Raw genomic sequence first — 20,325 nt, 5'->3', positions numbered from 1 at the left:
CCTTCTCGGTTCACTGGCCTCAACATCGGGTGAATTTCGACCCGACACAGGGGCTGACAGGGGTGAGCATGGTTTCCGTGCCGGAAACACTGGACAAAGGTGTGTTCGCGAGGCTCGGCAGATTTGTCGTGCACCGGCCGTGGTGGGTCGTCGCGGCCTGGGTGCTGCTGGCCGTCGTGGTCATCGCCACCGCGCCGGGGCTGCCGAAGAGCACGGACGAAAGTGACGCGCTGCCAAGGGATTACGAGTCCATCCAGGCGGCGACGCTGGGCCAGCAGGCCTTCCCGTCCGCCTTCAGCCCGTCGATGATCGTGGTGTTCGAACGCGCCGACGGCGGGAAACTGACCAAAGCGGATGCCGACAAGGTCTCCCAGGTCGTCACCGACCTGAGCGGGAAGCACCTGAAGGACATCGAGGCCATCGTGCCGCCGCCGGCCGCGGAGGGTGCGCCGGTGGCGATTTCCGCGCTGAAGATGCCGCAGCTGTCCGGGTCCAACGCGCAGGAGCTGACCTCGTCGGCGAAGGCGTTCCGCACCGAGCTGCAGGCGGCCGTCGCGGGCACGGACCTCAAGGCCGGCACCACGGGAACCGTTGCGCAGCAACTGGATTCGCAGGAGGCGTCGAGCAATTCGCAGGGCATCGTCGGGATCGCGACCGTATTGCTGATCCTCGTCCTGCTGCTGCTGATCTTCCGGAGTCCGATCATCGCGCTGCTGCCGATCATCCTCATCGGAGTCGTTTCACAGATCGCCAACGGGCTGATCGCGTGGGTGGTCAAACTCTTCGGTATGCAGGCGGATTCGTCGATCTCCTCGATCCTGATCGTGGTGCTCTTCGGCGTCGGCACCGACTACATCCTGTTCCTGATGTTCCGTTACCGGGAACGCCTGCGCGCCGGCGACGAACCGAAACAGGCGATGGTGACGGCGGTGAGCCGGGTCGGCGAGGCGATCACGTCGGCGGCGGCCGTGGTGATCATCGCGTTCCTGACCATGGCGCTGTCGCTGTTCGGCTTCTTCCGGTCGATGGGCCCATCGCTCGCGATCGCCGTCGCGGTGACCCTGCTGGCCGGGCTGACCCTTGTCCCGGCAGTGGTTTCGCTGTTGGGTACCAAGGTGTTCTGGCCGTCAAAGGCCTGGCGGAGTGAGCCCAAGGCCGCCCGGTTCGGTGCGGTGGGCCGCGCGGTCGGGCGCCGTCCGGCGGTTTTCGCGGGCGTGTCCGGCGTGGTGATGGTGGCGCTGGCGATCGGGCTGTTCAGCTTCAATCCGAGCTTCGACCTGTCCTCGGGCTCGATGCCGGACACGGCCGAATCGCAGGTGACCATGAAGGCGCTGGAGAGGAGCCTGCCCGCGGGCGCGACCTCGCCGACGAACGTCTACCTGCAGAACGAGAACGGCACGGCGCTCAGCCAGGCCGAGCTGGACGAGTTCGGCGCGAAGATCGCCGGGGTGCACGGGGTGGGCCAGGTCGGCAAACCGCAGCTGAACGGCAACCACGCCGTCGCGAACTACTCGGTGGTGCTGGCCGACGATCCGGCCTCCTCCGCGGCGATCGACACGGTGAGCGGCCCGCTGCGTGACACCGCACACGCCGCCGCGCCCCCAGGTGCCAAGGCGCTCGTCGGCGGCGTCACGGCGGTGTACGTGGACATCCAGGACACGATGAACCGCGACTATCGCGTGGTGTTCCCGGTGGCCGCGGTGCTGATCATGATCGTGCTCGGGCTGTTGCTGCGCAGCGTGGTCTCGCCGTGGTACGTGATGGCGTCGGTGGGCCTCGGCTTCGCCGCGACGCTCGGCGCGACCACATGGCTGTTCCAGGGCATCGTCGGCGAGTCCGGGCTGATCTTCATGATCCCGCTGATCATCTACATGTTCGTGGTCGCGCTGGGCACCGACTACAACATCCTGATGATGGCGAGACTGCGCGAGGAGGTGAAGGCGGGCAAATCGCCCCGCGAAGCGGCTGCGCTGGCGGTCCGGCACACCGGGCCGACGATCGCCGCGGCAGGCGTCATCCTCGCCGGCTCGCTGGGCGCGCTCATGCTGGCCGGGAACTCGCTGCTGGCGGAGATGGGTTTCGCGCTCTCCTTCGGCATTCTCGTCGCCGCGTTCGTGATGGCGATGTTCTTCGTGCCGAGCCTGACCGCGCTCATCGGCCGCGCCGCGTGGTGGCCGGGGCACGGGGACCGCGCCAAGCCGACGGTCGCGCCGCGTGATCCGGTGAGTTCCGGGCAACGCTGAGCCGTTCGTGCGCGGCCGGCCTCAGCCGGGCCGGTCGCGCACGATCCGGTGTCGTCGGCTACCGGCGGACAGGGCTCACGGTGGCGTCGATATCCTGGGTGCCGTGAACTGGACAGTGGACGTCCCCGTCGACACCCTCCCGGAACTTCCGCCGCTGCCGCCCGAGCTGCGCGAACAGCTCGACGTCGCGTTGTCGCGCCCTGCCGCGCAGCAGCCGGAGTGGCCCGATCCCGATGCCACCCGCCGGGTCCGCGGGGTGCTGGAGAGCGTCCCGCCGATCACCGTGCCGCTGGAGATCGACCGCCTGCGCGGCCGGCTCGCGATGGTCGCCCGCGGCGAGGCGTTCCTGCTGCAGGGCGGCGACTGCGCGGAGACCTTCGAGTCCAACACCGAGCCGCATATCCGGGCCAACCTGCGCACGCTGCTGCAGATGGCCGTGGTGCTCACCTACGGCGCGAGCCTGCCGGTGGTGAAGGTCGGCCGGATCGCCGGCCAGTACGCCAAGCCGCGCTCGAACGCCACCGACGCGCTGGGCCTGCCGGTCTACCGAGGCGACATCGTCAACTCGCTGGTCGCCAAGCCCGAGCTGCGGATCCCCGATCCCGGCCGCATGATCCGCGCGTACGCCAACGCCGGTGCGGCGATGAACCTGGTGCGCGCGCTCACCGGGGCGGGGATGGCTTCGCTGGCGCAGGTGCACGACTGGAACAAGGACTTCGTGCGGACGTCGGCCGCCGGCGAGCGGTACGAGGCGCTGGCCGGGGAGATCGACCGCGGGCTGCGGTTCATGTCGGCCTGTGGCGTCACGGACACTTCGCTGCAGTCCACCGAGATCTTCGCCAGCCACGAGGCGTTGCTGCTCGACTACGAACGGGCGTTGCTGCGCCTGGACAACGCGGATGCGGCGAACCCGAAGCTGTACAACCTGTCCTCGCACTTCCTGTGGGTCGGCGAGCGGACGCGGCAGCTGGACGGGGCACACATCGCGCTGGCGGAGCTGCTGGCCAACCCGATCGGTGTCAAGATCGGCCCGACCACCACGCCCGAGCAGGCCGTGGAGTACGTCAAACGCCTCGATCCGCACAACGAGCCCGGCCGCTTGACGCTCATCGCGCGGATGGGCAACGGGAAGGTGCGCGAGGTGCTGCCCGCGATCGTGGAGAAGGTCGAGGCCACCGGGCACAAGGTGATCTGGCAGTGCGACCCGATGCACGGCAACACGCACGAGTCGTCGACCGGGTACAAGACCCGGCATTTCGACCGGATCATCGATGAGGTGCAAGGCTTCTTCGAGGTGCACCACAAGCTGGGCAGCTACCCCGGCGGTATCCACGTCGAGCTGACCGGCGAGGACGTGACCGAATGCCTCGGCGGTGCCCAGGAGATCTCGGACGTCGACCTGGCCGGCCGCTACGAGACGGCTTGTGATCCGCGCTTGAACACGCAGCAGAGCCTGGAGCTGGCCTTCCTGGTAGCGGAGATGCTGCGCGGCTGACACGCCACACCCAACCGCCACCCCGGCACCAGCGACCCGGCAACGCAAGCCGCGCCGCCACCCTGCTCACACGCCGCCACCGAACCGATCCCCAGCGCCCTTGAACACTGCGCGATCGGGGCGGGGGTGGGGTACACAGAGCGCGCTCCGCGCGCGTCCGTTGCTGTTGCAGCGTAACCGTTGCTACGCAAGGGAAAAACGATTCTCCTCGCCGGAGGCGCGGGCCCGGGGCAAAGTGATTTCGGCGTCGCACGCGACGGGACGATCACCCAACTCCGGGCGGGTCTGCGACGCGACCCCTACCCCAGCGAGAACTCCGCGATGGGGTGCCAAGGGCCATGTTCGTCATAACCCGCCACGAGCCGCACCGTGTCGATGCGGGCGTGGATGGGGAGTGCGGCCGTGATGTCGGTGGCCACCCGGCGTTTGCTCTCCGCGTTCCCGGTGCGACTGTCCGCCACCGTCAGGTGTGGCACGGTGTCCGGATGCTCGCCGTCGTACGGGAGCAGCGCCGGAAAGCGCTTACACACCGCATGGGTCAGCGACCGAAAATGCTGATCCGGCTTGGGTTCCAGCCACAGTACTTCCTCGCCGAACCACTTGACCTGCGAGAACACACAGTCGAACGCCTCGACCCCGGACAACGCCGTCTCGATTCCGGTGATCGTGTCCGCGTCGATCCGTTGTGGATGTACGAACGGGTACAACACGGTCACGTGCGCGGGCACCAGCGGCACACCCGGCGGGGCCAGTCCGCGCCGGTGCCAGGCCACGGTTTGTTCCGCGTCCGGTACCGGCACGATGATCGCGCTTCTGGTCGCATGGGGCAGCCACGCAGCTGGGGGGACCGGCATGGATCAATAATGACCTACACACGCCGCGATGAGTTAGACAGACCGCTCGTATAGAGCAGCGGCCGACTTGAGTACCGCGTCCCGCAGCGAACCGGTGTCCGGCACCGCCGCGCCGTTCACCTGGAGTCCAATGTGGACACCACCGTGGAAGACCGCCGCCGCGATGCCCAGCGCGTTGCGCGGCGCCAGCGGGACCAGCGGGTACACCTCGCGCAGCGGTGCGCCGTCGAGGGTCAGTTCCAGTTTGGGCAGCGGCACGTTGGTGACCACCATGTCGAACAGCAGCCCGGATGCCTGTCCGGCGGCACGCGTGGCCAGCCGGTGCAACGGCGCCGGGATCCGCTCGGCGAGCACGGGCACCGCGCCCGCGCCGGTGTGCGGGCCGGTGGCCTTGTTGCGGTTCATCTCGTGCCGGACCTCGCGCAGCCGCTGCACGGGATCATCCAGGTGCACCGGAAGGTCGCACAGGTAACCGGAAAGCCGGTTCGCGCCGACGCCTTCCCTGGCGCGCATGCTCACCGGGATCAGCGCCCGCAACGGCCTGCGCTCGACCCGCTGCCCGCGGTTGATCATCCACTGCCGCAACGCTCCGGAGAGCACGGCGAGAATCACGTCGTTGGTCGTTCCGCCGTGAGCGCCGCGGATCTGGCGCAGTTCCGCTTCCTCCAGCCGGACGAAGCCGAGCCGACGGCTGGCGGAACTCGGCGCGGACAACGGGGAAACCGGATACGGCCGGGCGGCGCGCAGGATCGAGGTGGCGATCCCGGCCGTCTGCCTGCCGTCGCTGAGGGTTTCCTTGAGCATCGCGATCGGGGAACGCGGCCGCGCCCGCGGTTCCGGCGCGTTCACCAGTGCCTTCGTGATGGGCAGTTCGTCGAGCAGGCCGGCGGCGACGGCGAACGCGCCCGCTCCGTCGGTGAGCGCGTGGTGCAGTTTGAGCAGCAAGGCGAATCTGTTGTCCGGCAGGCCGGTGACCACGTGCGCCCGCCACAGCGGACGGTGCAGGTCCAGCGGCTCTTCCATCCACTCGGCGGCGTGCGCGGCGAGCGGATCCTCCTCGTAGAACTCACCCAGTTCGTGGGTGTCGATGTGCTCGTGCGGGTCGAACAACGGGTCGTCGGTCCAGTTCGCCGCGCCCGGCGGGAAGAAACCGGGGCTGACGCGCTGCCGCAGCCGGGGAATCCTGGTCGCCCGTTCGGCAAGCAGTTTCGCGATTTCGCCGGGATCCACCGGCCGGCCCGGAGTGAAGATCACCACGGCGCCCATGTGCATGGGGGTGGATTCAGCCTCAAGGCACAGGAAAGCGACATCGAGCCCGCTGAGTTGGCGGCCAGCCATAGTCGACCCTTCGGTGGTCGGGTACAGGAATGGAGTTGCTACTACTGGAGCGCACAGACATGACGAGAGCGTAGTCGTTGTGTTTCAAGGGCGCTAACAGGATCCTCCTTCACTCGAAAGGAGGAGCAATTGTCCACAGTAGACGAACTATTCCAGCGAAAGGTCCGGCTCGGCGACCATTTCCGGGCTAATTACGGAAATGTTTTCAGATTGACCTTGCTGCCCTTCTTCACCAGTTTGCCCGCGTCCGGATCCGTCTGGATGACGATGCCGAAGCCGTGATTGTTCTTGCCCTTGCCCTCCACCTGAAGCCCGGCGGCCTCCAGGGTCTGGACGGCGTCCTGGATCGACTGGCCGATCACCGACGGAACCTGCACGGCGTTGGAAACGTACACACCGACGCGCAGCGCGGACCCCTCCGGCTCCGAGCCCGCCTCAGGGTCCGTGCGCGTCACGTTGCCCGCAGTGACCTTGTCGGAGAACTCCGTGCCCGCGTCGAACGGCTGGAACCCGGCCGCCTGCAGGGTCTGGAACGCCTGGTCGTGGGACATTCCGCTGACATCGGGCACCGGCTGTGGCGCGGGGCCCTTGGACGCGATGATCGTGACCGTGCCGTTCACGTCGAGCTGGGTGCCCGGTTGCGGATTCACCGAAATGACGTTGCCGCTGGGCACGGTGGAGCTGTACTGGTCGGCGTTGGCGTCGTGGGCCGGCACGAGTTCGGCCGCGATGATCGCGGTTTCGGCCTGTTGCACCGAAGTGTCCGAGGAGATGTCAGGCACCGTGGGTTTGCCGGAGGAGATCACCAGCGTGACTTCGGAGCCCTTGAGGGCCGACGAACCACCTGCCGGATCGGTGCGCACGGCGAGCCCGGCGGCCACCGTGTTGCTCCGCTGCTGGGTGACCTTCGCGGTGAAACCGTTGGCGCGCAACGTATCCGTCGCCGTCGCCTGATCCATTCCGGCAACCGCCGGGACAGCGGCCGTGCGAGATGCCTGCTGCCCGCTGGTCAGCCACCAGAACCCGCCGCCGAGCAGCGCGACGAGCACCACCGCGGCGATGGCCCACAGGGTGATTCTCCGGTTGCGGTCGCTGTGCGCCGACGGCTCGGCGGATGCTGCCGGTGGCGGAACCGGGGGCGGCAGCTGGCCGAACCCGGTGGCCCGCGTCGCCTCGGGGCGCAGCAGCGCGCGCGTGCCGCGCGGCCCGGAAACCGGGGAAGTGCCGCCGACCGGGGCGAAAGCGGGCACGGTTTTTTCCACATCCGGAACCCGGTCGTCCTTGCCCGGCGGTACCGGGATGGCGACCGGCCCCAGGCCCAGTGACGCGCGAATCTCGCGCAGCTCCCGGAGGAACGCGCCCGCGTCGGCCGGGCGGGCTTCGGGATCGCGGCGGGTGGCGCGCAGCACCAGGTCGTCCAGCGCCGCCGGCACCTGGGGATTCACCGCGCTCGGCGCCGGCACGTCGTCGTTCACGTGCCGGTACGCCACGGAAATCGCGGTGTCCCCGGTGTAGGGCACCCGCCCGGTGAGCATCTCGTACAGCACGATCCCGGCCGAGTACACGTCGCCGCGCTCACCGGCCAGACCGGTGGTGACCTGCTCGGGCGCCAGGTACGCGACGGTGCCGAGGATGATGCTGGAGCTGGTCGTGCCGGAGCTGGCGACCGCGCGGACGAGGCCGAAGTCGGCGACCTTGACCACTCCGGTCGGCGGGGTGCCGGTGCGCCCGATCAGCACGTTCTCCGGTTTGACGTCGCGGTGCACCAGGCCGGCGGCGTGCGCGGCGGCCAGCGCCGAAAGCATCTGCTCAGTGACGCTCAGGGCGAGTGCGGCATCGAGCGCGCCGCGGTCGTCGAGCAGGTCACGGAGGGTGCCGCCGTCAACGAGCTCCATCACCAGGAAGACGTGATCGCCGTCGACGCCCTGGTCGTGCACCGTGACCACGTTCGGATGGTGCAGCCTGGCCGCCGACTTGGCCTCCCGCTCGAAGCGCTCGACGAAGGACCGGTCGTCGGCGAAGCGGGGGTCCATGATCTTGATGGCGACCGGACGGTCCAGCCGCGTGTCGGCGCCCCGGTACACCGAGGACATGCCGCCCCGCGCGATGGGGGTGTCGACCCGGTAACGCCGCTCCAGCAGCGTTCCGGCCAGACCGGTGTCGGTGGTTGTCACGGAGGCGATCGTACGGACTTCCGCCACCCGTGTGGCCGCAGGCCATGATCAACTTGTTCGTCGCGTTGAAGTTTCGTTACGTCGCTCGTGCGTTATTGCCCTGAGTGATACCCCATGTGGCACAGTGTCAGCTGTGAGTGCGATTCCAGTCGCTGATGACATTCTCGGCCCGGAGGTCTCGGTGCTCTCGCTCGCCGAGGTGAGCACGGAGCTCGGCCTGTCGGAGAACAAGGTGCGCCAGCTGTTGCGGGACGGGCAGTTGATCGCCATCCGCCGCAAGGGCGATCTCCTCGTGCCCGCGGATTTCCTGACGGGCGCGACCCCGGTGAAAGGGCTGACAGGGCTGCTGACAGTGCTCGGCGACGCCGGCTTCACGCGCACCGAGATGCTGCGGTGGCTCTACACCGAGGACGAGTCGCTGCCCGGGGTCACACCCATCAACGCGTTGCGGACCAACCACGGCACGGAGGTCAAGCGGCGCGCGCAGGCGATGGCGTTCTGAGCGCCGGATAGGCCGCCGCGGCCAGCAGTTCCATCGCCGCCGCCGTGCACAGGCACACCGTCAGCGAGTGGGCGGCCAGTGGTCCGGCCAGCGCCGAACCGCCGGCGAACCCGGTCACTTTCAGGCTGGCGCCGGTCGTGAACACGCGTCCGCGCAGTTCCGCCGGTGCTTCGCGGTGCCGGATGCCCATCAGTGCGACGAGCTGTGGGCCTTCACCGATTCCGGTCAGCACGGCGGCGAACACCACGGCGAACCCGGGCAGGATGGCCAGCGCGTAGCTCGCGGCGAGCAGGAGCGTGCTCCCCAGCAGCAGCGTGTCCTGCCGCCACGGCCACGGTTTCCGCACCAGCAGGCCGTTCGCGAACAGGGAAGCCACGGCCACGACGGTGAGCAGGAGCGTGCCGAGCGTGGCGGCGCCGAAGCGTCGTTCGCCCAGCAACGGCAGACAGACCACGAACATGCCGACCCCGACGTAGGAAAGCGTCGAGGTCACGGTGGCGCGCAGCAGCGGGCGATACGCGAGAATCGCCCTGAAACCGGCTGTCCAGGCGGTTTTCCCGGTGCTGGGTGCCGTTGCCGGGAGTGACCACGCCGAGGGCAGTGCGAGGACGACAAGGCCCACGGCGGTGGCCAATGCCGCGGGGGCGCCAAGCCGGTCGGCGATCAGCGCGGCCAGCGCCGGGCCGGTGAGGGAGGCGACGTCGAAGGTGAGCGCGTCCAGCGCCGTGCCCCGGGTCAGGCCGCGCGCGCCGAGCACGTGCGGCAGCTGAGCTGTCCAGCCGCCGGCGACGGCAGGGTTGAACAATCCGGTGAGCACCGCGAGCGCGACCACGGCCACGATCGGCAAGTGGCCGAGTGAAGCCAGAATCGCGCCGAGGCCCAGCGCGTATGCCGCGAGCGTGACAGCGAGCAGCCGGCCCGGACGGTTGCTGCGGTCGAGGAGCGTGCCGAACATCGGGCCGCCGACAGCGGAGGAAACCGTGAGCCCCGCCAGCAGGGCGGAAGCCGCGATCGGTGAGCCGGTCACGGTCAGCCCGAGCAGCAACAGGGCCGGCCCGGACATCTCGTCCCCAGTACGCGCCGTCGCCGCGCCCGCCAGGTAACGGCTTAACATGAAAAAGACGTTACACTATCGGCATGATGGATCCGGCCCAGCGAGCCGCGGACCTGGTGAACGTGCTGCTGCCCGGGCCCGCGACCGCGGCTCAGGTGCGTGAGGTCCTGCTCGCGCACGACGAACCCGAGCCGATCGAGCTGGGCGAGGACGACCTGGCCGAGATGCGCGAGGCGGCGGTGGTGCTGCGGGAGGTCTTCGCGGCGGAGACGACGGCCGCGGCCGCCGCCGCGCTCAACGTGGCACTGGCCGAACACGCCCGCCCGCCCCGGCTCACCACGCACGACGGCGGTTTCGCGTGGCACCTGCACGTGGACAGCAGCGACGATGCGCCATGGGGCGAGTGGCTGCTGACGTCTTCGAGCCTGGCGCTGGCCTTCCGCCTCACCGAGCGGCAGCGTCCGCCCGGCGGGATCTGCGCATGCGGAAAGTCCTTTGTAGACACCGGGCGCGGGGAGCGGAAACGGTACTGCTCAAGCCGTTGCGCCACGCGCGCTCGCGTGGCCGCTCACCGCGCCCGGTCCTGAGGAAACTAGTTGTTCTGCGTCTTGGCCCAGTCGATCCACTTGCCGAGCAGGGTCAGGTCGTACTCGGGCCCGCCCACGCCGACGGTGAACTGCGAGACGCCCAGCGCGCGCAGCTTCGGGCCCAGCTCGGCCGGCTCGCCCCGCACGCCGACCGACAGCTCCAGCTCGTTGAAATCGCGGCCGACGTCGGCGCAGTGCTGCTTGAGGATGCCGACCTTGCGCTCGACCACCTCGGGGTCACCGAAGCTGTGCCAGATGTCGGCGTGCTTGGCCACCAGCTTCAGCGTCTTCTTCTCGCCGCCGCCACCGATGAGCACCGGGATCTTCCTGGTGGGCGCCGGGTTCAGCTTGGCGAGCCTGGACTCGATCCGCGGCAGCGACTCGGCAAGGTCGTCGAGCCTGCCGCCCGCCGTGCCGAACTCGTAGCCGTACTCGTCGTAGTCCTTTTCGAACCAGCCGGAGCCGATGCCCAGCACCAGCCTGCCGCCGCTGATGTGGTCCACCGTGCGCGCCATGTCGGCCAGCAGCTCGGGGTTGCGGTAGCTGTTGCAGGTGACCAGGGCGCCGATCTCGACGCGCGACGTGGACTCGGCCCACGCGCCGAGCATCGTCCAGCACTCGAAGTGCGGGCCATCGGGGTCACCGTAGAGGGGATAGAAATGATCCCAGTTGTAAACGATGTCCGCGCCGAGGTCCTCGGCACGCGAAGCCGTCTCACGGATGGTCTTGTAGTCGGCGTGCTGGGGCTGCAACTGCAGGCCCACCCGCACGAACCGGTCGGCACTCGTCATGATCCCCAGCCTAGTGAATATCTTGATCCGGCGCGGGTGGCGGAACCTCGGAACCCGCAGCGGTGCCGGTTCCGCAGGTGGTTGGAGTGGCTTCGCCACCTAGAAGACTGAACTCCACCCGGCCTTTCCGGCGTGTGCGGCGGCCACGCGCAGCCTGCGGGACAAGGGGACCGAAACTCGCGCGGACAGCACGTCGTAGTCGTGCCGGACGATCTCGTCCAGGATGCCCCGGTAGAGCACCAGCGCGGTGTGGATGCACGGCCGGGATTCCTTGCTCAGCAACGGAATCCCGCCCTCGGCCCGGCGGTAGAGCGCCCGGCCGCGCGCCACGAGCAGCGCCAGCGCGCGGCGCACCCGCGGGTCGCTGCGTTCGCGCGTTCGACACCATTCGAGCAGCGCCCGGTCCACGCCGAACGCGGCCAGCTCGGAAGTGGGCAGGTAGAGCCGCCCACGGTCGAGGTCTTCGCCGATGTCACGAAGGAAATTGGTCAGCTGGAACGCTTCCCCGAGCGCCGCGGCACTCGGCGCCGCTTCTTCCCGCGGCACGACGGTGCCCAGCACGGGCAGCATCTGCAGGCCGATCACGCTCGCCGAACCGTAGGTGTACTCGGCCAGCGCGGCGAAACTCGTGTACTCGGTGACAGTCAGGTCCATCCGCATCGACCGCAGGAACGCGTCGAACAGGTCGCGGTCGAGGTCGTAGCGTCGCACGGTGTCGGCCAGCGCCTGGAACACCGGATCGGTCTGCGGGTGCCCGCCGAACATCTTGTCCAGCGCGCGTTCCAGCTCGTCGAGCGCGGTTTCGGGGCTGCTGCCCGGTTCGGGGTTGTCGACCAGTTCGTCCGCGGTGCGGGCGAAGGCGTAGAGCGCGTGCGTTGCCGGCCGGGCGTGCGCGGGAAGCAGCCGGGTGGCGAGGAAGAACGTCTTGCCGTGGCGGGCGTTGATCCGGCGGCAGGCCCGGTAGGCGTCCTCCAGTCTCATCGCCCGGTGATCCTCGCGGCCGCCAGTTTCCCGGAGATCAGCACCGGCGGGATGCCGACGCCGGGCGTGGTCCCGCAGCCGGCGAGCACCACGTTCGCCACTCCGCGCACCAGGTTCCGCGGCCGGAACGGGCCGGTCTGGCCGAAGGTGTGCGCGAGCGAAAACGGTGTGCCCGCGGCCATTCCGCGTTGCGCCCAGTCGTGCGGGGTCACCATTTCGTCCACTTCGTACTCTTCGGCGAAGCCGTCGAGCCCCCGGGCGGCCAGGGTGCGCAGGAGTTCGTCGCGGTAGGCGGGGCCGACGCGCGGCCAGTCGATCCGCCCGGCGCGCAGGTTCGGCGCCGGGGCGAGCACGGACACCACATGCCCGTTCGACGACAGCGTCGGATCGGTCGCCGTCGGGCGGGTCACCAGCAGTGACGGGTCGGTCATCAGCGTGCCGTGCCGGATGATCTCGGCGAAGGTGCGTTCCCAGGCGTCACCGAAGAAAATCGTGTGATGATCCAGCTTCGGCCAGCGGCGCGCCGTACGGCCGTGCAACACCACGGCGGATGGCGAAAACCGTAGTGGCACAAGGCGTTTCGGCCGGACGCCGAGCAGCCGGTAGGAGGTGGTCAGCTCGGTGGCCAGCACGACGGCGTCACATTCGATCCGCTCGCCGCCCCGGGTGCGCACCGCGCGGACACGGTCGGAAATCCTTTCCAGCCAAGCGACTTCGGTGCCGAACCGCAGTTTCGCGCCCGCGTTTTCGGCGGCATCGGCCATCGTCTGCCCGACCCGGCCCATCCCGCCGAGCGGGTAGTACACCCCGGCGATCGTGTCCATGTAAGGGATGACCCCGTACGCGCCCAGCGCGTGCCGTGGATCGAGCCCGGCGTAGAGCGCCTGGAAGGAGAACAGGCGGCGCAGCCGGGGATCGGCCAGGAACCGGGCGATATGCGGGCCCAGCCTCCCGAAACCGCCCAGTGCCACCAGTTTCGCGAGTTCCGGGCGGACGAGATCGAGCGGCGAGTCGAAGTTCGCGCCGATGAACCTGTCCTTCTCCACCGCGTACAACTCGGTCAGCCAGCGTCGCAGCCTCCGATAGCCCTCGGCGTCACGCGCGCCGGCGAAGGCGCGGATCTCACCTTCCATCGCCTCCGGGTCGGTGCGCACGGCGATCGAACTGCCGTCGGCGAAATGCGCGCGATAGGCAGGATCGAGCCGGATCAGCCGCAGCCTGCTGCGCTCGCCGACCGCGGCCAGCGCCTCGTCCACCAGCTCCGGCATGGTGAGCACGGTGGCGCCGGTGTCGACCGAGAACCCGTCCCGCTCCTGCTGTCCGACCCGGCCGCCCGGCCGGTCTTCCTGCTCCAGCAACGTGACACGACGACCGGCGCCGAGCAGATGCAGCGTGGCCGACAACCCGGCCAGGCCGGCACCGATCACCACCACATGATCGCCGCGCACTAGTACGTCCTTCGCGTCGCCTTGGCCGCGAGCCCGGCCAGTTCGGCGCCCGCGGGCTCGGCCAACTGCGCTCGGTCGAGAGCCTTCAGTGCTGTCTCGGTCAGCTCGTCGATGCGCTCCTCGACCGCCGTCACCGCGCCGACCTCCGTCAGGGTCTCGCGTACCCGGTCCACGTCACCCTGTGACAGCGCGGGATTGCCGATGGCGTTCGTGATCACCTTCGCCTGCTCGTCCCCGGCCTGGCGCAGGCCGAGCGCGATCAACAGGGTGCGCTTGCCCTCACGCAGATCGTCGCCCGCGGGCTTGCCGGTGACCGACGGGTCGCCGAACACGCCGAGCAGGTCGTCCCGCAGTTGGAAGGCCACCCCGATGTCACGGCCGAACTCGCGCAGCGTCTCGATCTGCGACCGCGGCGCACCCGCCAGCAGCGCGCCAAGGTGCAGCGGGCGCTCGACCGTGTAAGCGGCCGTCTTCAGCCTGCTCACGCGCAGCGCGGCCGCGGGCGAGGCGTCGCCGGTCACCTGCGTGCGGACGTCGAGGAACTGCCCGGCCAGCACCTCCGTGCGCATGGCGCGCCAGGCCGGCCGGGCCGCGTCCAGCTTCGCGGCGGGCAGGGCGGCGGAGCCGAACATGTCGTCGGCCCAGGCCAGCGCGAGGTCACCGATCAGCACGGCGGCGGCGAGGCCGAACGCCGGCGCGGGGCCCAGCCAGCGCTCCGCGGTGTGCAGGTCGGCGAACGCCACGTGCACCGTCGGGCGGCCGCGGCGGGAATCCGAGGAGTCGATCAGATCGTCGTGGATCAGCGCGCAGGCCTGCACCAGCTCCAGGCTCGACACCACGCGCAGCACCCCGGCCGCGTCCGCCGGGTCGCCGCCCGTGCCACGCCAGGCCCACCAGGCGAATGTCGGGCGCAAGCGCTTGCCACCGCGCAGCACGAACTCGCCCAGCGCGTCGACGCCCGTCGCGAAGCCGGGCTCGACGGCCCGGATGTCGGCCCCGGCCTCGTCGAGGAAGCGGGCGAGCTCGGCTTCCACGTGCTCCGGCAGGTCGGCGTCGTAGTCCATACGCCCTATCGTCCGGGGTCGCCAAGGGTTTCGCGATCGCGGGGTGGCCGTGGTGTGACGGTGGCCCGACTGAGTCGTTCATCAGTAACCTCGGCGGTGTGGCGACCTTGGTGACCTTTCACGCGCATCCCGACGACGAGTGCATCGCCTGTGGCGGGGTGATGCGGAAGGCGTTCGAGGAGGGGCACCGGGTGGTGCTCGTGGTGGCGACTCGCGGCGAGCACGGCGAGGTGCCGGACGGGTTCCTCGCCGAGGGAGAGCTGCTGGCCGACCGCCGCGTGATCGAGACGAAGGCGGCGGCGGAAATCCTCGGCGTGGCGCGCGTGGAGTTCCTGGGCTACGTGGACTCCGGGATGATGGGCGAGCCCACCAACGACGAGCCCGGTTCGTTCTGGACGGCGTCGGTCGAGGAGGCGGCGGCCAAGCTCGCGCAGATCCTGCGCGAGGAGAACGCCGACGTCCTCACCTGCTACGACGACTACGGAAACTACGGCCACCCGGACCACATCCAGGTGCACCGGGTCGGCCTGCGCGCGGGCGAGCTGGCCGGCACCCCGCGGGTCTACCAGGCGACCACGAACCGTGAGCACATGCTGGCCGGGATCCGGGAGATGGCGAGGCAGACGGGGCAGCCGGAGCCGGCGGAAACCACCGAGATGGGCAAGCCGGAGGCGGAGCTCACCGCGGCCGTCGACGTGACGGCGTACCTGGACTTCAAGCGGCGCGCGATGCGGGCGCACGCGAGCCAGATCAGCGAGGAGTCGTTCTTTCTGTCCATTCCGGACGAAGCGTTCGCCTACGTCTTCGGCACCGAATGGTTCATCCGGGCCGGCCAGGGCCCGGGTATCACCGAGAAGGACCTCTTCAAACCTGGTGGGGAGTAAGGGGAATCCGGCTCAGCCGAGGGTGCCGGTCGGCCGCGAGCCGAACATCGTCAGCGTGACGTCGCGGGAGCGCAGGTAGGCGCCCGGGGTCTGGTACTCCCACATCCCGGCGACGATCGACACGTTCTCCGCGCCGGGGAAGTCCATCGTCGGCACCGCGACGATGTCCCCGACATCGGCCATGTTCACCCAGCGCCGGACCGACGGCGGGCGACTGCGTTCGGCCCCGGTGGGCAGCATGCCCGGCATCGCGAGCGGGCTGCCCACCGTGAGCAGCAGTCCGACGTCGGCGTGTTTGTTGTCCCACAGGGATTCGTACGCCACGACCGCGCCGAGCGAATGCGCGAGCACCACATCCGGCCGGTGCTCGGCAAGCGCTGCCGCGACCGCGTGCCGGCAGGCCGCGCGCCGCTCCGGATCGGTGAGGTAGGCGTGCAGCTCACGGCAGAAGGAGAGCGCGAACAGGCGGGTGGCCGGGCCGAAGTTGTGCGCCATCAGCTCCGCGGCGTCCCGCGGGTCCGTGATCGGCGCTGCTCCCGGCCGCAGCAGCTCGGCCCACTGGATGAGCAGCTGCTGCTCGCCGGGCTCCAGCAACGCCGGATCCTCTTCGAGTTCCGTGCGCAGCTCGTGGCCGTAGTAGGCGAGCCGGAGATCGACCGCCGAGTTGGGCGGCATCGCCGTGCCAAGGTGACGGAACCAGTCGGTACCCAGCGCGACAGCCGCGCCCTCGACCGAACCGGCGCGCCGGTGATAACGGTAGGTGCCGGTGCCGTGTACACCGAGTACCCGCAGCATCCGTGCCCCTTCGTCGCTGCTCTGGACTCTGGTGTGTCGTCCTCGTGCGCCCGGTCGTTACTCGATCACGCCGATTGCCACCCGACCGGATGCATCGACTGTCCAGCCGGGATTGTGCGCGATCTCCCAGACGACCCCGTTCGGATCGGCGAAATGCCCGTGGTAACCGCCGAAAGCCGCCTGCTGTGGGGGTTTCACCACCGTCGCGCCGGCGCGTTCGGCCGCCGCGACGCACTCGTCCACCTGCCGCGCGCTGTTCAGGTTGTGGGCGAGGGTCACACCGGAAACGCCGGGCGCGGTGGGAAGTCCGATGTCCTCGGCGAATTTCGCGGCGTCGAACAGGCCCAGCACGGTGCCGGGCGCGATCTGGAAGAAGAGGACTTCCCCTGGCACGTCCAGGATCGTGGTCCAGCCGAGACCGGTCACGTAGAAGTCGCGGGCCGCGTCGAGGTCCGCGGTCGCGAGAGTCACGAAGCTCACGTTCTGTTCCATAATGGGAGCATGGCACCGGCAGCCGGCTCGGTCTTGCACGAAACGGACCCCCGTTCGGTGTACCGGGAGCTGCCCGGGCCCGGCCTGCTGAGCTGCTGGTGGGAGCAGCGGATCGCCGGGACAGGCAAGCTGCAACGCGTGTTGCCGGACGCGTGTGCCGACGTGATCGTGAGCGCCGACGGGGAAGCGACGCTGGTCGGCCCGACGATGTCCGTGGCGCTGCATGATCTTCGCCCGGGTACGCATTTCCGTGCCGTCCGTTTCCGGCCCGGCGCGTTGCGGGCCGCGCTGGGGCCTTCCGCGGAGGAGATCCGCGATCAGGCCGTCCCGCTGGACGCCGTGCTGTCCGATCATGCCGCGCGGCTGCTCGCGGAACAGGTGTGGGCGGGCCGGGTCCCGGAGCTGCTTCGTCCCGCTTCTCTCGATCCTCGGGTGCGCGAAGCGGTGCGGATGTTGTGGTCCTCGGGCGATGTGAGCCGGGTGGCGGGGGAGATCGGTGTGACAGCAAGGCATCTGCGGCGGTTGTTGCTGGAGAACGCAGGCGTGGGGCCGAAAGCGGTACAGCGCGTCGGTCGTTTCCAGCGATTCCTGACCGTTGCCGACCGCCACTATCCCCTGTGGACACTCGCGGATCTCGCCGCCCACACCGGTTACTCCGACCAGGCCCATCTCACCCGTGAAGTCCGTGGGCTGGCCGGGATCACGCCGACGGCGTTGCTGCGCGAGCGGTCAGGGCGTGCCGTGCAACCGGCTGGCACCGGCGCGGATCACCTCGGATAGCGCCGCCGTCGGCCCGCGCATCGCCGCCCGCCGCGCGGTCAGGATGAACTCCACCCGGCCCGGATCCGGCAGCCCGTGCCCGGCCGGAAGCTCCACCAGCCCCGCCGGCACGAGACTGCGCGCGAACACCACCACCCCCAGCCCGGCCAGTGCCGCCGCGCGCAACCCGTTGAGGCTGCCGCTGGTGCACACGATCCGCCAGTTCTTTCCGTTGGCGTGCAAGGATTCCATCGCTCGGGCGCGGGTGATGCTCGGCGGCGGGTACGCGATCAGCGGCACCGGCGCGCTCTCGTCGAGCTCGAACCCCTCGCGGCCGACCCACACCAGCTCGTCCGTCCACAGTGCACCGGTGCTGTCTTCGCCCGGATGCCGTTTGGCGAGCACCAGATCCAGCTCTCCGGCGCGCAGCTGCTCGTGCAGCACCCCGGACAGCGCAACGGTCAGCTCCAGATCCACCTGCGGATGCGTCCGGCGGAATTCGCCGAGGAGCTCCGGCAGCGGGCCGACGACGAAGTCCTCGGAGGCGCCGAACCGCACCCGGCCGCGCAGCTCGGTCCCTGTGAAATAGCTCATAGCGCGGTCGATGGTCTCGATGACGTTCGCGGCGAACCCGAGCATCGCCTCCCCATCGGCGGTCAGCTCGACCGAATGCGTGTCCCGTACCAACAGCTGCTGGGTCGCGGCCTGTTCGAGCTTGCGAACGTGCTGGCTGACGGTGGATTGCCGGAGCCCGAGCCGGTGCGCGGCGCGGGTGAAACTGCGGGTTTCCGCGACCGTGAGGAACGTTTTCAGCCAGACCGGGTCGAGCATGCCTGCAGCCTATATCACGGTTTGCGATAACAGTTATGGAAGTAATCATGCTTCACAATCGGCGACGGTCGCCGGAGGATCGAGGGGTACCCAGTACGGAAGGCAGGACAGTGATGCGTGGCTCCGCGCTGCTCGCCAAGACCAGGCTCGACCCGTTCATCCTCGGGATCCTGGCCACGGTAGGCATCGCCGCGCTACTGCCCGCTCGCGGCGGCGGGGCGGACGTCGCCTCGGCGGTCAGCGCGATCGGTGTCGGTGCGCTGTTCTTCCTCTACGGCGCGCGGCTGTCCACCGCGGAGGCCCTCGAAGGGCTCAAGCACTGGCGGCTGCACCTGACGATCCTGCTGGCCACCTTTGTGCTGTTTCCCTTGCTGGGCCTGCTGACCCGGCTACTGCCCGGCGGCGTGCTCAGCCCGGCGCTGATCTCCGGCGTGATCTTCCTGTGCGCGCTGCCGTCCACGGTGAACTCGTCCATCGCGTTCACCTCGATCGCCCGCGGCAACGTCGCGGCCGCCATCTGCAGCGCGACCTTTTCCAGCCTGATCGGGATCGTGCTCACCCCGCTGCTGGTGGGGCTGCTGCTCAACACCACGGGCAACGGCTTCTCGCTGCATTCGGTCACGTCGATCGTGGTGCAGCTGCTCGTGCCGTTCATCGCCGGGCAGATCGCGCGGCGGTGGATCGGCGGCTGGATCACCAGGCACAAGAAGGTGCTCGGCCGCGCGGACCGCACGGTCATCCTGATCGTGGTCTACACGGCGTTCAGCGAGGGCATGGTCGCCGGGATCTGGCACCAGCTCAGCTGGGTGTCGCTGGTCGCGCTGCTGGCCGTCAACCTGCTGCTGTTCTACGCCGTGTTCTGGACCCTGAAGTTCGCCGTGCCGCGGCTGGGGTTCTCGCGCGAGGACGAGATCGCGATCGTTTTCTGCGGCTCGAAGAAGAGCCTGGCCAGCGGGCTGCCGATGGCCACCGTGCTGTTCCCGGCGCACACCGTCGGGCTGATCGTGTTGCCGCTGATGCTGTTCCATCAGGCGCAGCTGATGATCTGCGCGGTGCTGGCGCGGCGATGGAGTGCCCTGTCCCAGAGTGGGGACCTCGCCGAGGTCGGCTAGCTACGATGTGCGCATGACTTCGGTGCTTGAGCGGTTGCGGGGCGATTCCCCGGTGTTTTCGGTGGAGTTCTTCCCCCCACGTGACGCCGAAGACGAGGCCGTCCTGTGGAAGTCGATCCGCCAGCTGGAGCCGCTGGACCCGGCGTACATGTCCATCACCTACGGCGCCGGTGGTTCCAGCCGCGACGGCACGATCCGCAACATCGCCCGCGCCGCGACGGAGACCACGCTGGTCCCGATGGCCCACCTCACGGCGGTCAACCACTCGGTGGCCGAGCTGCGCAACGTCATCGGCTGGTACGCCGCCGTCGGCGTGCGCAACATCCTGGCGCTGCGCGGGGACCCGCCGGGCGACCCGTACGGCGACTGGGTGGCGCATCCGCAGGGCCTCAACTACGCCGAGGAACTCGTGACGCTGGTGCGTTCCCTCGGCGACTTCTGCGTCGGTGTCTCGGCGTTCCCCTACGGGCATCCGCGTTCGCCGGATCTGGACACCGACACCAAGTACCTGGTGCGCAAGTTCAACGCCGGTGCGGATTTCGGCATCGCGCAGCTGTTCTTCGAGGCCGAGGACTTCCTCCGGCTCCGGGACCGGGTCGCCGCGGCCGGCTGCGACGCGCCGCTGATCCCGGGCGTGATGCCGCTGACCACGCCACGCACCCTGCACACCACCATCAAGCTCTCCGGCGCGTCCTGCCCGCGTTCGCTGCTCGACCGGTTGGAGCCGCTGTCGGACGAGCCGAAGGCCTTCCGTGAGGAGGGGCTGAACGTGGTCACCGAGCTGTGTGAACGCCTGCTTGCCGAGGGCGTACCGGATCTGCACTTCTATACGTTCAACCGGGCGAAGGCCACCCGCGAAGTGGTGAGCAGACTGGGCCTCCTCCCCGCGCGCGCGTAAAGCCGTTGCGGGTCGAGGTAGGT

19 protein-coding genes are annotated in these 20,325 nt (G+C 69.3%); 8 read left to right on the top strand and 11 right to left on the bottom strand.

What is annotated here, in order from left to right; translation table 11 throughout:
- The first annotated feature begins 68 nt into the window (after window positions 1-68).
- Both VHD82_RS05535 and VHD82_RS05530 read left to right on the top strand, forming a co-directional pair.
- Window positions 69-2,243 carry an MMPL family transporter gene (locus VHD82_RS05535; RefSeq protein ID WP_325697661.1) on the top strand — a complete coding sequence of 725 codons (2,175 nt, stop codon included), beginning with the start codon at window positions 69-71 and terminating at the stop codon, window positions 2,241-2,243.
- Window positions 2,244-2,334: 91 nt separating this feature from the next.
- Window positions 2,335-3,738: a class II 3-deoxy-7-phosphoheptulonate synthase gene (locus VHD82_RS05530; protein WP_325698001.1), complete on the top strand. Its 1,404-nt coding sequence runs from the start codon at window positions 2,335-2,337 to the stop codon at window positions 3,736-3,738.
- Window positions 3,739-4,037: 299 nt separating this feature from the next.
- Here the strand turns inward: VHD82_RS05530 and VHD82_RS05525 are convergent, their stop codons facing one another.
- The 3 genes from VHD82_RS05525 to pknB all read right to left on the bottom strand — a co-directional run bounded on the left by VHD82_RS05525 (window position 4,038) and on the right by pknB (window position 8,104).
- Window positions 4,038-4,592, bottom strand: coding sequence for a 2'-5' RNA ligase family protein (locus tag VHD82_RS05525; RefSeq protein WP_325697659.1), 555 nt, complete (start codon window positions 4,590-4,592; stop codon window positions 4,038-4,040).
- A 33-nt stretch (window positions 4,593-4,625) separates the two neighbouring features.
- Window positions 4,626-5,930, bottom strand: a complete 1,305-nt coding sequence (locus tag VHD82_RS05520; RefSeq protein WP_325697657.1) for a wax ester/triacylglycerol synthase family O-acyltransferase — start codon at window positions 5,928-5,930, stop codon at window positions 4,626-4,628.
- A 191-nt stretch (window positions 5,931-6,121) separates the two neighbouring features.
- A complete protein-coding gene (gene pknB / locus VHD82_RS05515; protein WP_325697655.1) occupies window positions 6,122-8,104 on the bottom strand; it encodes a Stk1 family PASTA domain-containing Ser/Thr kinase in 1,983 nt (660 codons plus the stop codon).
- Between the two features lie 133 nt (window positions 8,105-8,237).
- On the opposite strand from pknB, the gene VHD82_RS05510 reads away from it, so the two are divergent.
- Entirely contained in the window at window positions 8,238-8,606 is a 369-nt protein-coding gene (locus tag VHD82_RS05510; protein WP_325697653.1) for an Rv2175c family DNA-binding protein, read from the top strand.
- Here VHD82_RS05510 and VHD82_RS05505 read toward each other — a convergent pair.
- Window positions 8,575-9,720, bottom strand: a complete 1,146-nt coding sequence (locus VHD82_RS05505; RefSeq protein ID WP_325697651.1) for an MFS transporter — start codon at window positions 9,718-9,720, stop codon at window positions 8,575-8,577. The two genes, VHD82_RS05510 and VHD82_RS05505, sit on opposite strands and share 32 nt — an antisense overlap.
- A gap of 23 nt (window positions 9,721-9,743) precedes the next feature.
- On the opposite strand from VHD82_RS05505, the gene VHD82_RS05500 reads away from it, so the two are divergent.
- Entirely contained in the window at window positions 9,744-10,247 is a 504-nt protein-coding gene (locus tag VHD82_RS05500; protein ID WP_325697649.1) for a CGNR zinc finger domain-containing protein, read from the top strand.
- A gap of 5 nt (window positions 10,248-10,252) precedes the next feature.
- Here VHD82_RS05500 and VHD82_RS05495 read toward each other — a convergent pair whose 3' ends face one another.
- The 4 genes from VHD82_RS05495 to VHD82_RS05480 form a co-directional block, all read right to left on the bottom strand.
- Entirely contained in the window at window positions 10,253-11,038 is a 786-nt protein-coding gene (locus VHD82_RS05495; RefSeq protein ID WP_325697647.1) for an LLM class F420-dependent oxidoreductase, read from the bottom strand.
- Window positions 11,039-11,137: 99 nt separating this feature from the next.
- On the bottom strand, window positions 11,138-12,019 hold the full coding sequence (locus VHD82_RS05490) for a phytoene/squalene synthase family protein (RefSeq protein ID WP_325697645.1): 882 nt from the start codon (window positions 12,017-12,019) through the stop codon (window positions 11,138-11,140).
- Window positions 12,016-13,467: a phytoene desaturase family protein gene (gene crtI / locus VHD82_RS05485; protein ID WP_325697643.1), complete on the bottom strand. Its 1,452-nt coding sequence runs from the start codon at window positions 13,465-13,467 to the stop codon at window positions 12,016-12,018. The genes VHD82_RS05490 and crtI overlap by 4 nt, the downstream gene beginning before the upstream one ends.
- On the bottom strand, window positions 13,467-14,531 hold the full coding sequence (locus VHD82_RS05480) for a polyprenyl synthetase family protein (protein WP_325697641.1): 1,065 nt from the start codon (window positions 14,529-14,531) through the stop codon (window positions 13,467-13,469). The genes crtI and VHD82_RS05480 overlap by 1 nt, the downstream gene beginning before the upstream one ends.
- A 98-nt stretch (window positions 14,532-14,629) precedes the next feature.
- Between VHD82_RS05480 and VHD82_RS05475 the strand changes: the two genes are divergently transcribed.
- Complete coding sequence (locus tag VHD82_RS05475) at window positions 14,630-15,415, top strand: PIG-L family deacetylase (RefSeq protein WP_325697639.1); 786 nt, start codon at window positions 14,630-14,632, stop codon at window positions 15,413-15,415.
- 12 nt (window positions 15,416-15,427) lie between these two features.
- Here VHD82_RS05475 and VHD82_RS05470 read toward each other — a convergent pair whose 3' ends face one another.
- Window positions 15,428-16,210 carry a hypothetical protein gene (locus tag VHD82_RS05470; RefSeq protein ID WP_325697637.1) on the bottom strand — a complete coding sequence of 261 codons (783 nt, stop codon included), beginning with the start codon at window positions 16,208-16,210 and terminating at the stop codon, window positions 15,428-15,430.
- Window positions 16,211-16,267: 57 nt separating this feature from the next.
- A complete protein-coding gene (locus tag VHD82_RS05465) occupies window positions 16,268-16,690 on the bottom strand; it encodes a VOC family protein (RefSeq protein ID WP_325697635.1) in 423 nt (140 codons plus the stop codon).
- 21 nt (window positions 16,691-16,711) lie between these two features.
- On the opposite strand from VHD82_RS05465, the gene VHD82_RS05460 reads away from it, so the two are divergent.
- Window positions 16,712-17,482: a DUF6597 domain-containing transcriptional factor gene (locus VHD82_RS05460; RefSeq protein WP_325697633.1), complete on the top strand. Its 771-nt coding sequence runs from the start codon at window positions 16,712-16,714 to the stop codon at window positions 17,480-17,482.
- On the opposite strand, the gene VHD82_RS05455 is transcribed toward VHD82_RS05460, so the two are convergent.
- The gene (locus tag VHD82_RS05455) at window positions 17,432-18,292 is read right to left on the bottom strand and encodes a LysR family transcriptional regulator (protein WP_325697631.1); all 861 of its coding nucleotides are present in this window, start codon (window positions 18,290-18,292) and stop codon (window positions 17,432-17,434) included. The genes VHD82_RS05460 and VHD82_RS05455 overlap by 51 nt on opposite strands.
- A gap of 113 nt (window positions 18,293-18,405) precedes the next feature.
- On the opposite strand from VHD82_RS05455, the gene VHD82_RS05450 reads away from it, so the two are divergent.
- Together VHD82_RS05450 and VHD82_RS05445 are read left to right on the top strand one after the other, a co-directional pair.
- Entirely contained in the window at window positions 18,406-19,404 is a 999-nt protein-coding gene (locus VHD82_RS05450) for a bile acid:sodium symporter family protein (RefSeq protein WP_325697629.1), read from the top strand.
- 13 nt (window positions 19,405-19,417) lie between these two features.
- Complete coding sequence (locus VHD82_RS05445) at window positions 19,418-20,302, top strand: methylenetetrahydrofolate reductase (RefSeq protein WP_325697627.1); 885 nt, start codon at window positions 19,418-19,420, stop codon at window positions 20,300-20,302.
- Window positions 20,303-20,325 lie beyond the last annotated feature (23 nt).

This window comes from Amycolatopsis sp. (genome assembly GCF_035546795.1).
Classification (GTDB): domain Bacteria; phylum Actinomycetota; class Actinomycetes; order Mycobacteriales; family Pseudonocardiaceae; genus Amycolatopsis_E.
Note: the sequence above shows the minus strand (reverse complement) of the source record. Positions and strands in the feature narration are given on the sequence as shown.

Coding starts and splice junctions, on each gene's coding strand:
- VHD82_RS05535 (WP_325697661.1), top strand. CDS start 69: ATGGTTTCCGTGCCGGAAACACTGGACAAAGGTGTGTTCGCGAGGCTC.
- VHD82_RS05490 (WP_325697645.1), bottom strand. CDS start 12,019: ATGAGACTGGAGGACGCCTACCGGGCCTGCCGCCGGATCAACGCCCGC.
- VHD82_RS05495 (WP_325697647.1), bottom strand. CDS start 11,038: ATGACGAGTGCCGACCGGTTCGTGCGGGTGGGCCTGCAGTTGCAGCCC.
- VHD82_RS05480 (WP_325697641.1), bottom strand. CDS start 14,531: ATGGACTACGACGCCGACCTGCCGGAGCACGTGGAAGCCGAGCTCGCC.
- VHD82_RS05505 (WP_325697651.1), bottom strand. CDS start 9,720: ATGTTAAGCCGTTACCTGGCGGGCGCGGCGACGGCGCGTACTGGGGAC.
- VHD82_RS05500 (WP_325697649.1), top strand. CDS start 9,744: ATGATGGATCCGGCCCAGCGAGCCGCGGACCTGGTGAACGTGCTGCTG.
- VHD82_RS05460 (WP_325697633.1), top strand. CDS start 16,712: ATGGCACCGGCAGCCGGCTCGGTCTTGCACGAAACGGACCCCCGTTCG.
- VHD82_RS05455 (WP_325697631.1), bottom strand. CDS start 18,292: ATGCTCGACCCGGTCTGGCTGAAAACGTTCCTCACGGTCGCGGAAACC.
- VHD82_RS05520 (WP_325697657.1), bottom strand. CDS start 5,930: ATGGCTGGCCGCCAACTCAGCGGGCTCGATGTCGCTTTCCTGTGCCTT.
- VHD82_RS05525 (WP_325697659.1), bottom strand. CDS start 4,592: ATGCCGGTCCCCCCAGCTGCGTGGCTGCCCCATGCGACCAGAAGCGCG.
- VHD82_RS05470 (WP_325697637.1), bottom strand. CDS start 16,210: ATGCTGCGGGTACTCGGTGTACACGGCACCGGCACCTACCGTTATCAC.
- VHD82_RS05450 (WP_325697629.1), top strand. CDS start 18,406: ATGCGTGGCTCCGCGCTGCTCGCCAAGACCAGGCTCGACCCGTTCATC.
- VHD82_RS05445 (WP_325697627.1), top strand. CDS start 19,418: ATGACTTCGGTGCTTGAGCGGTTGCGGGGCGATTCCCCGGTGTTTTCG.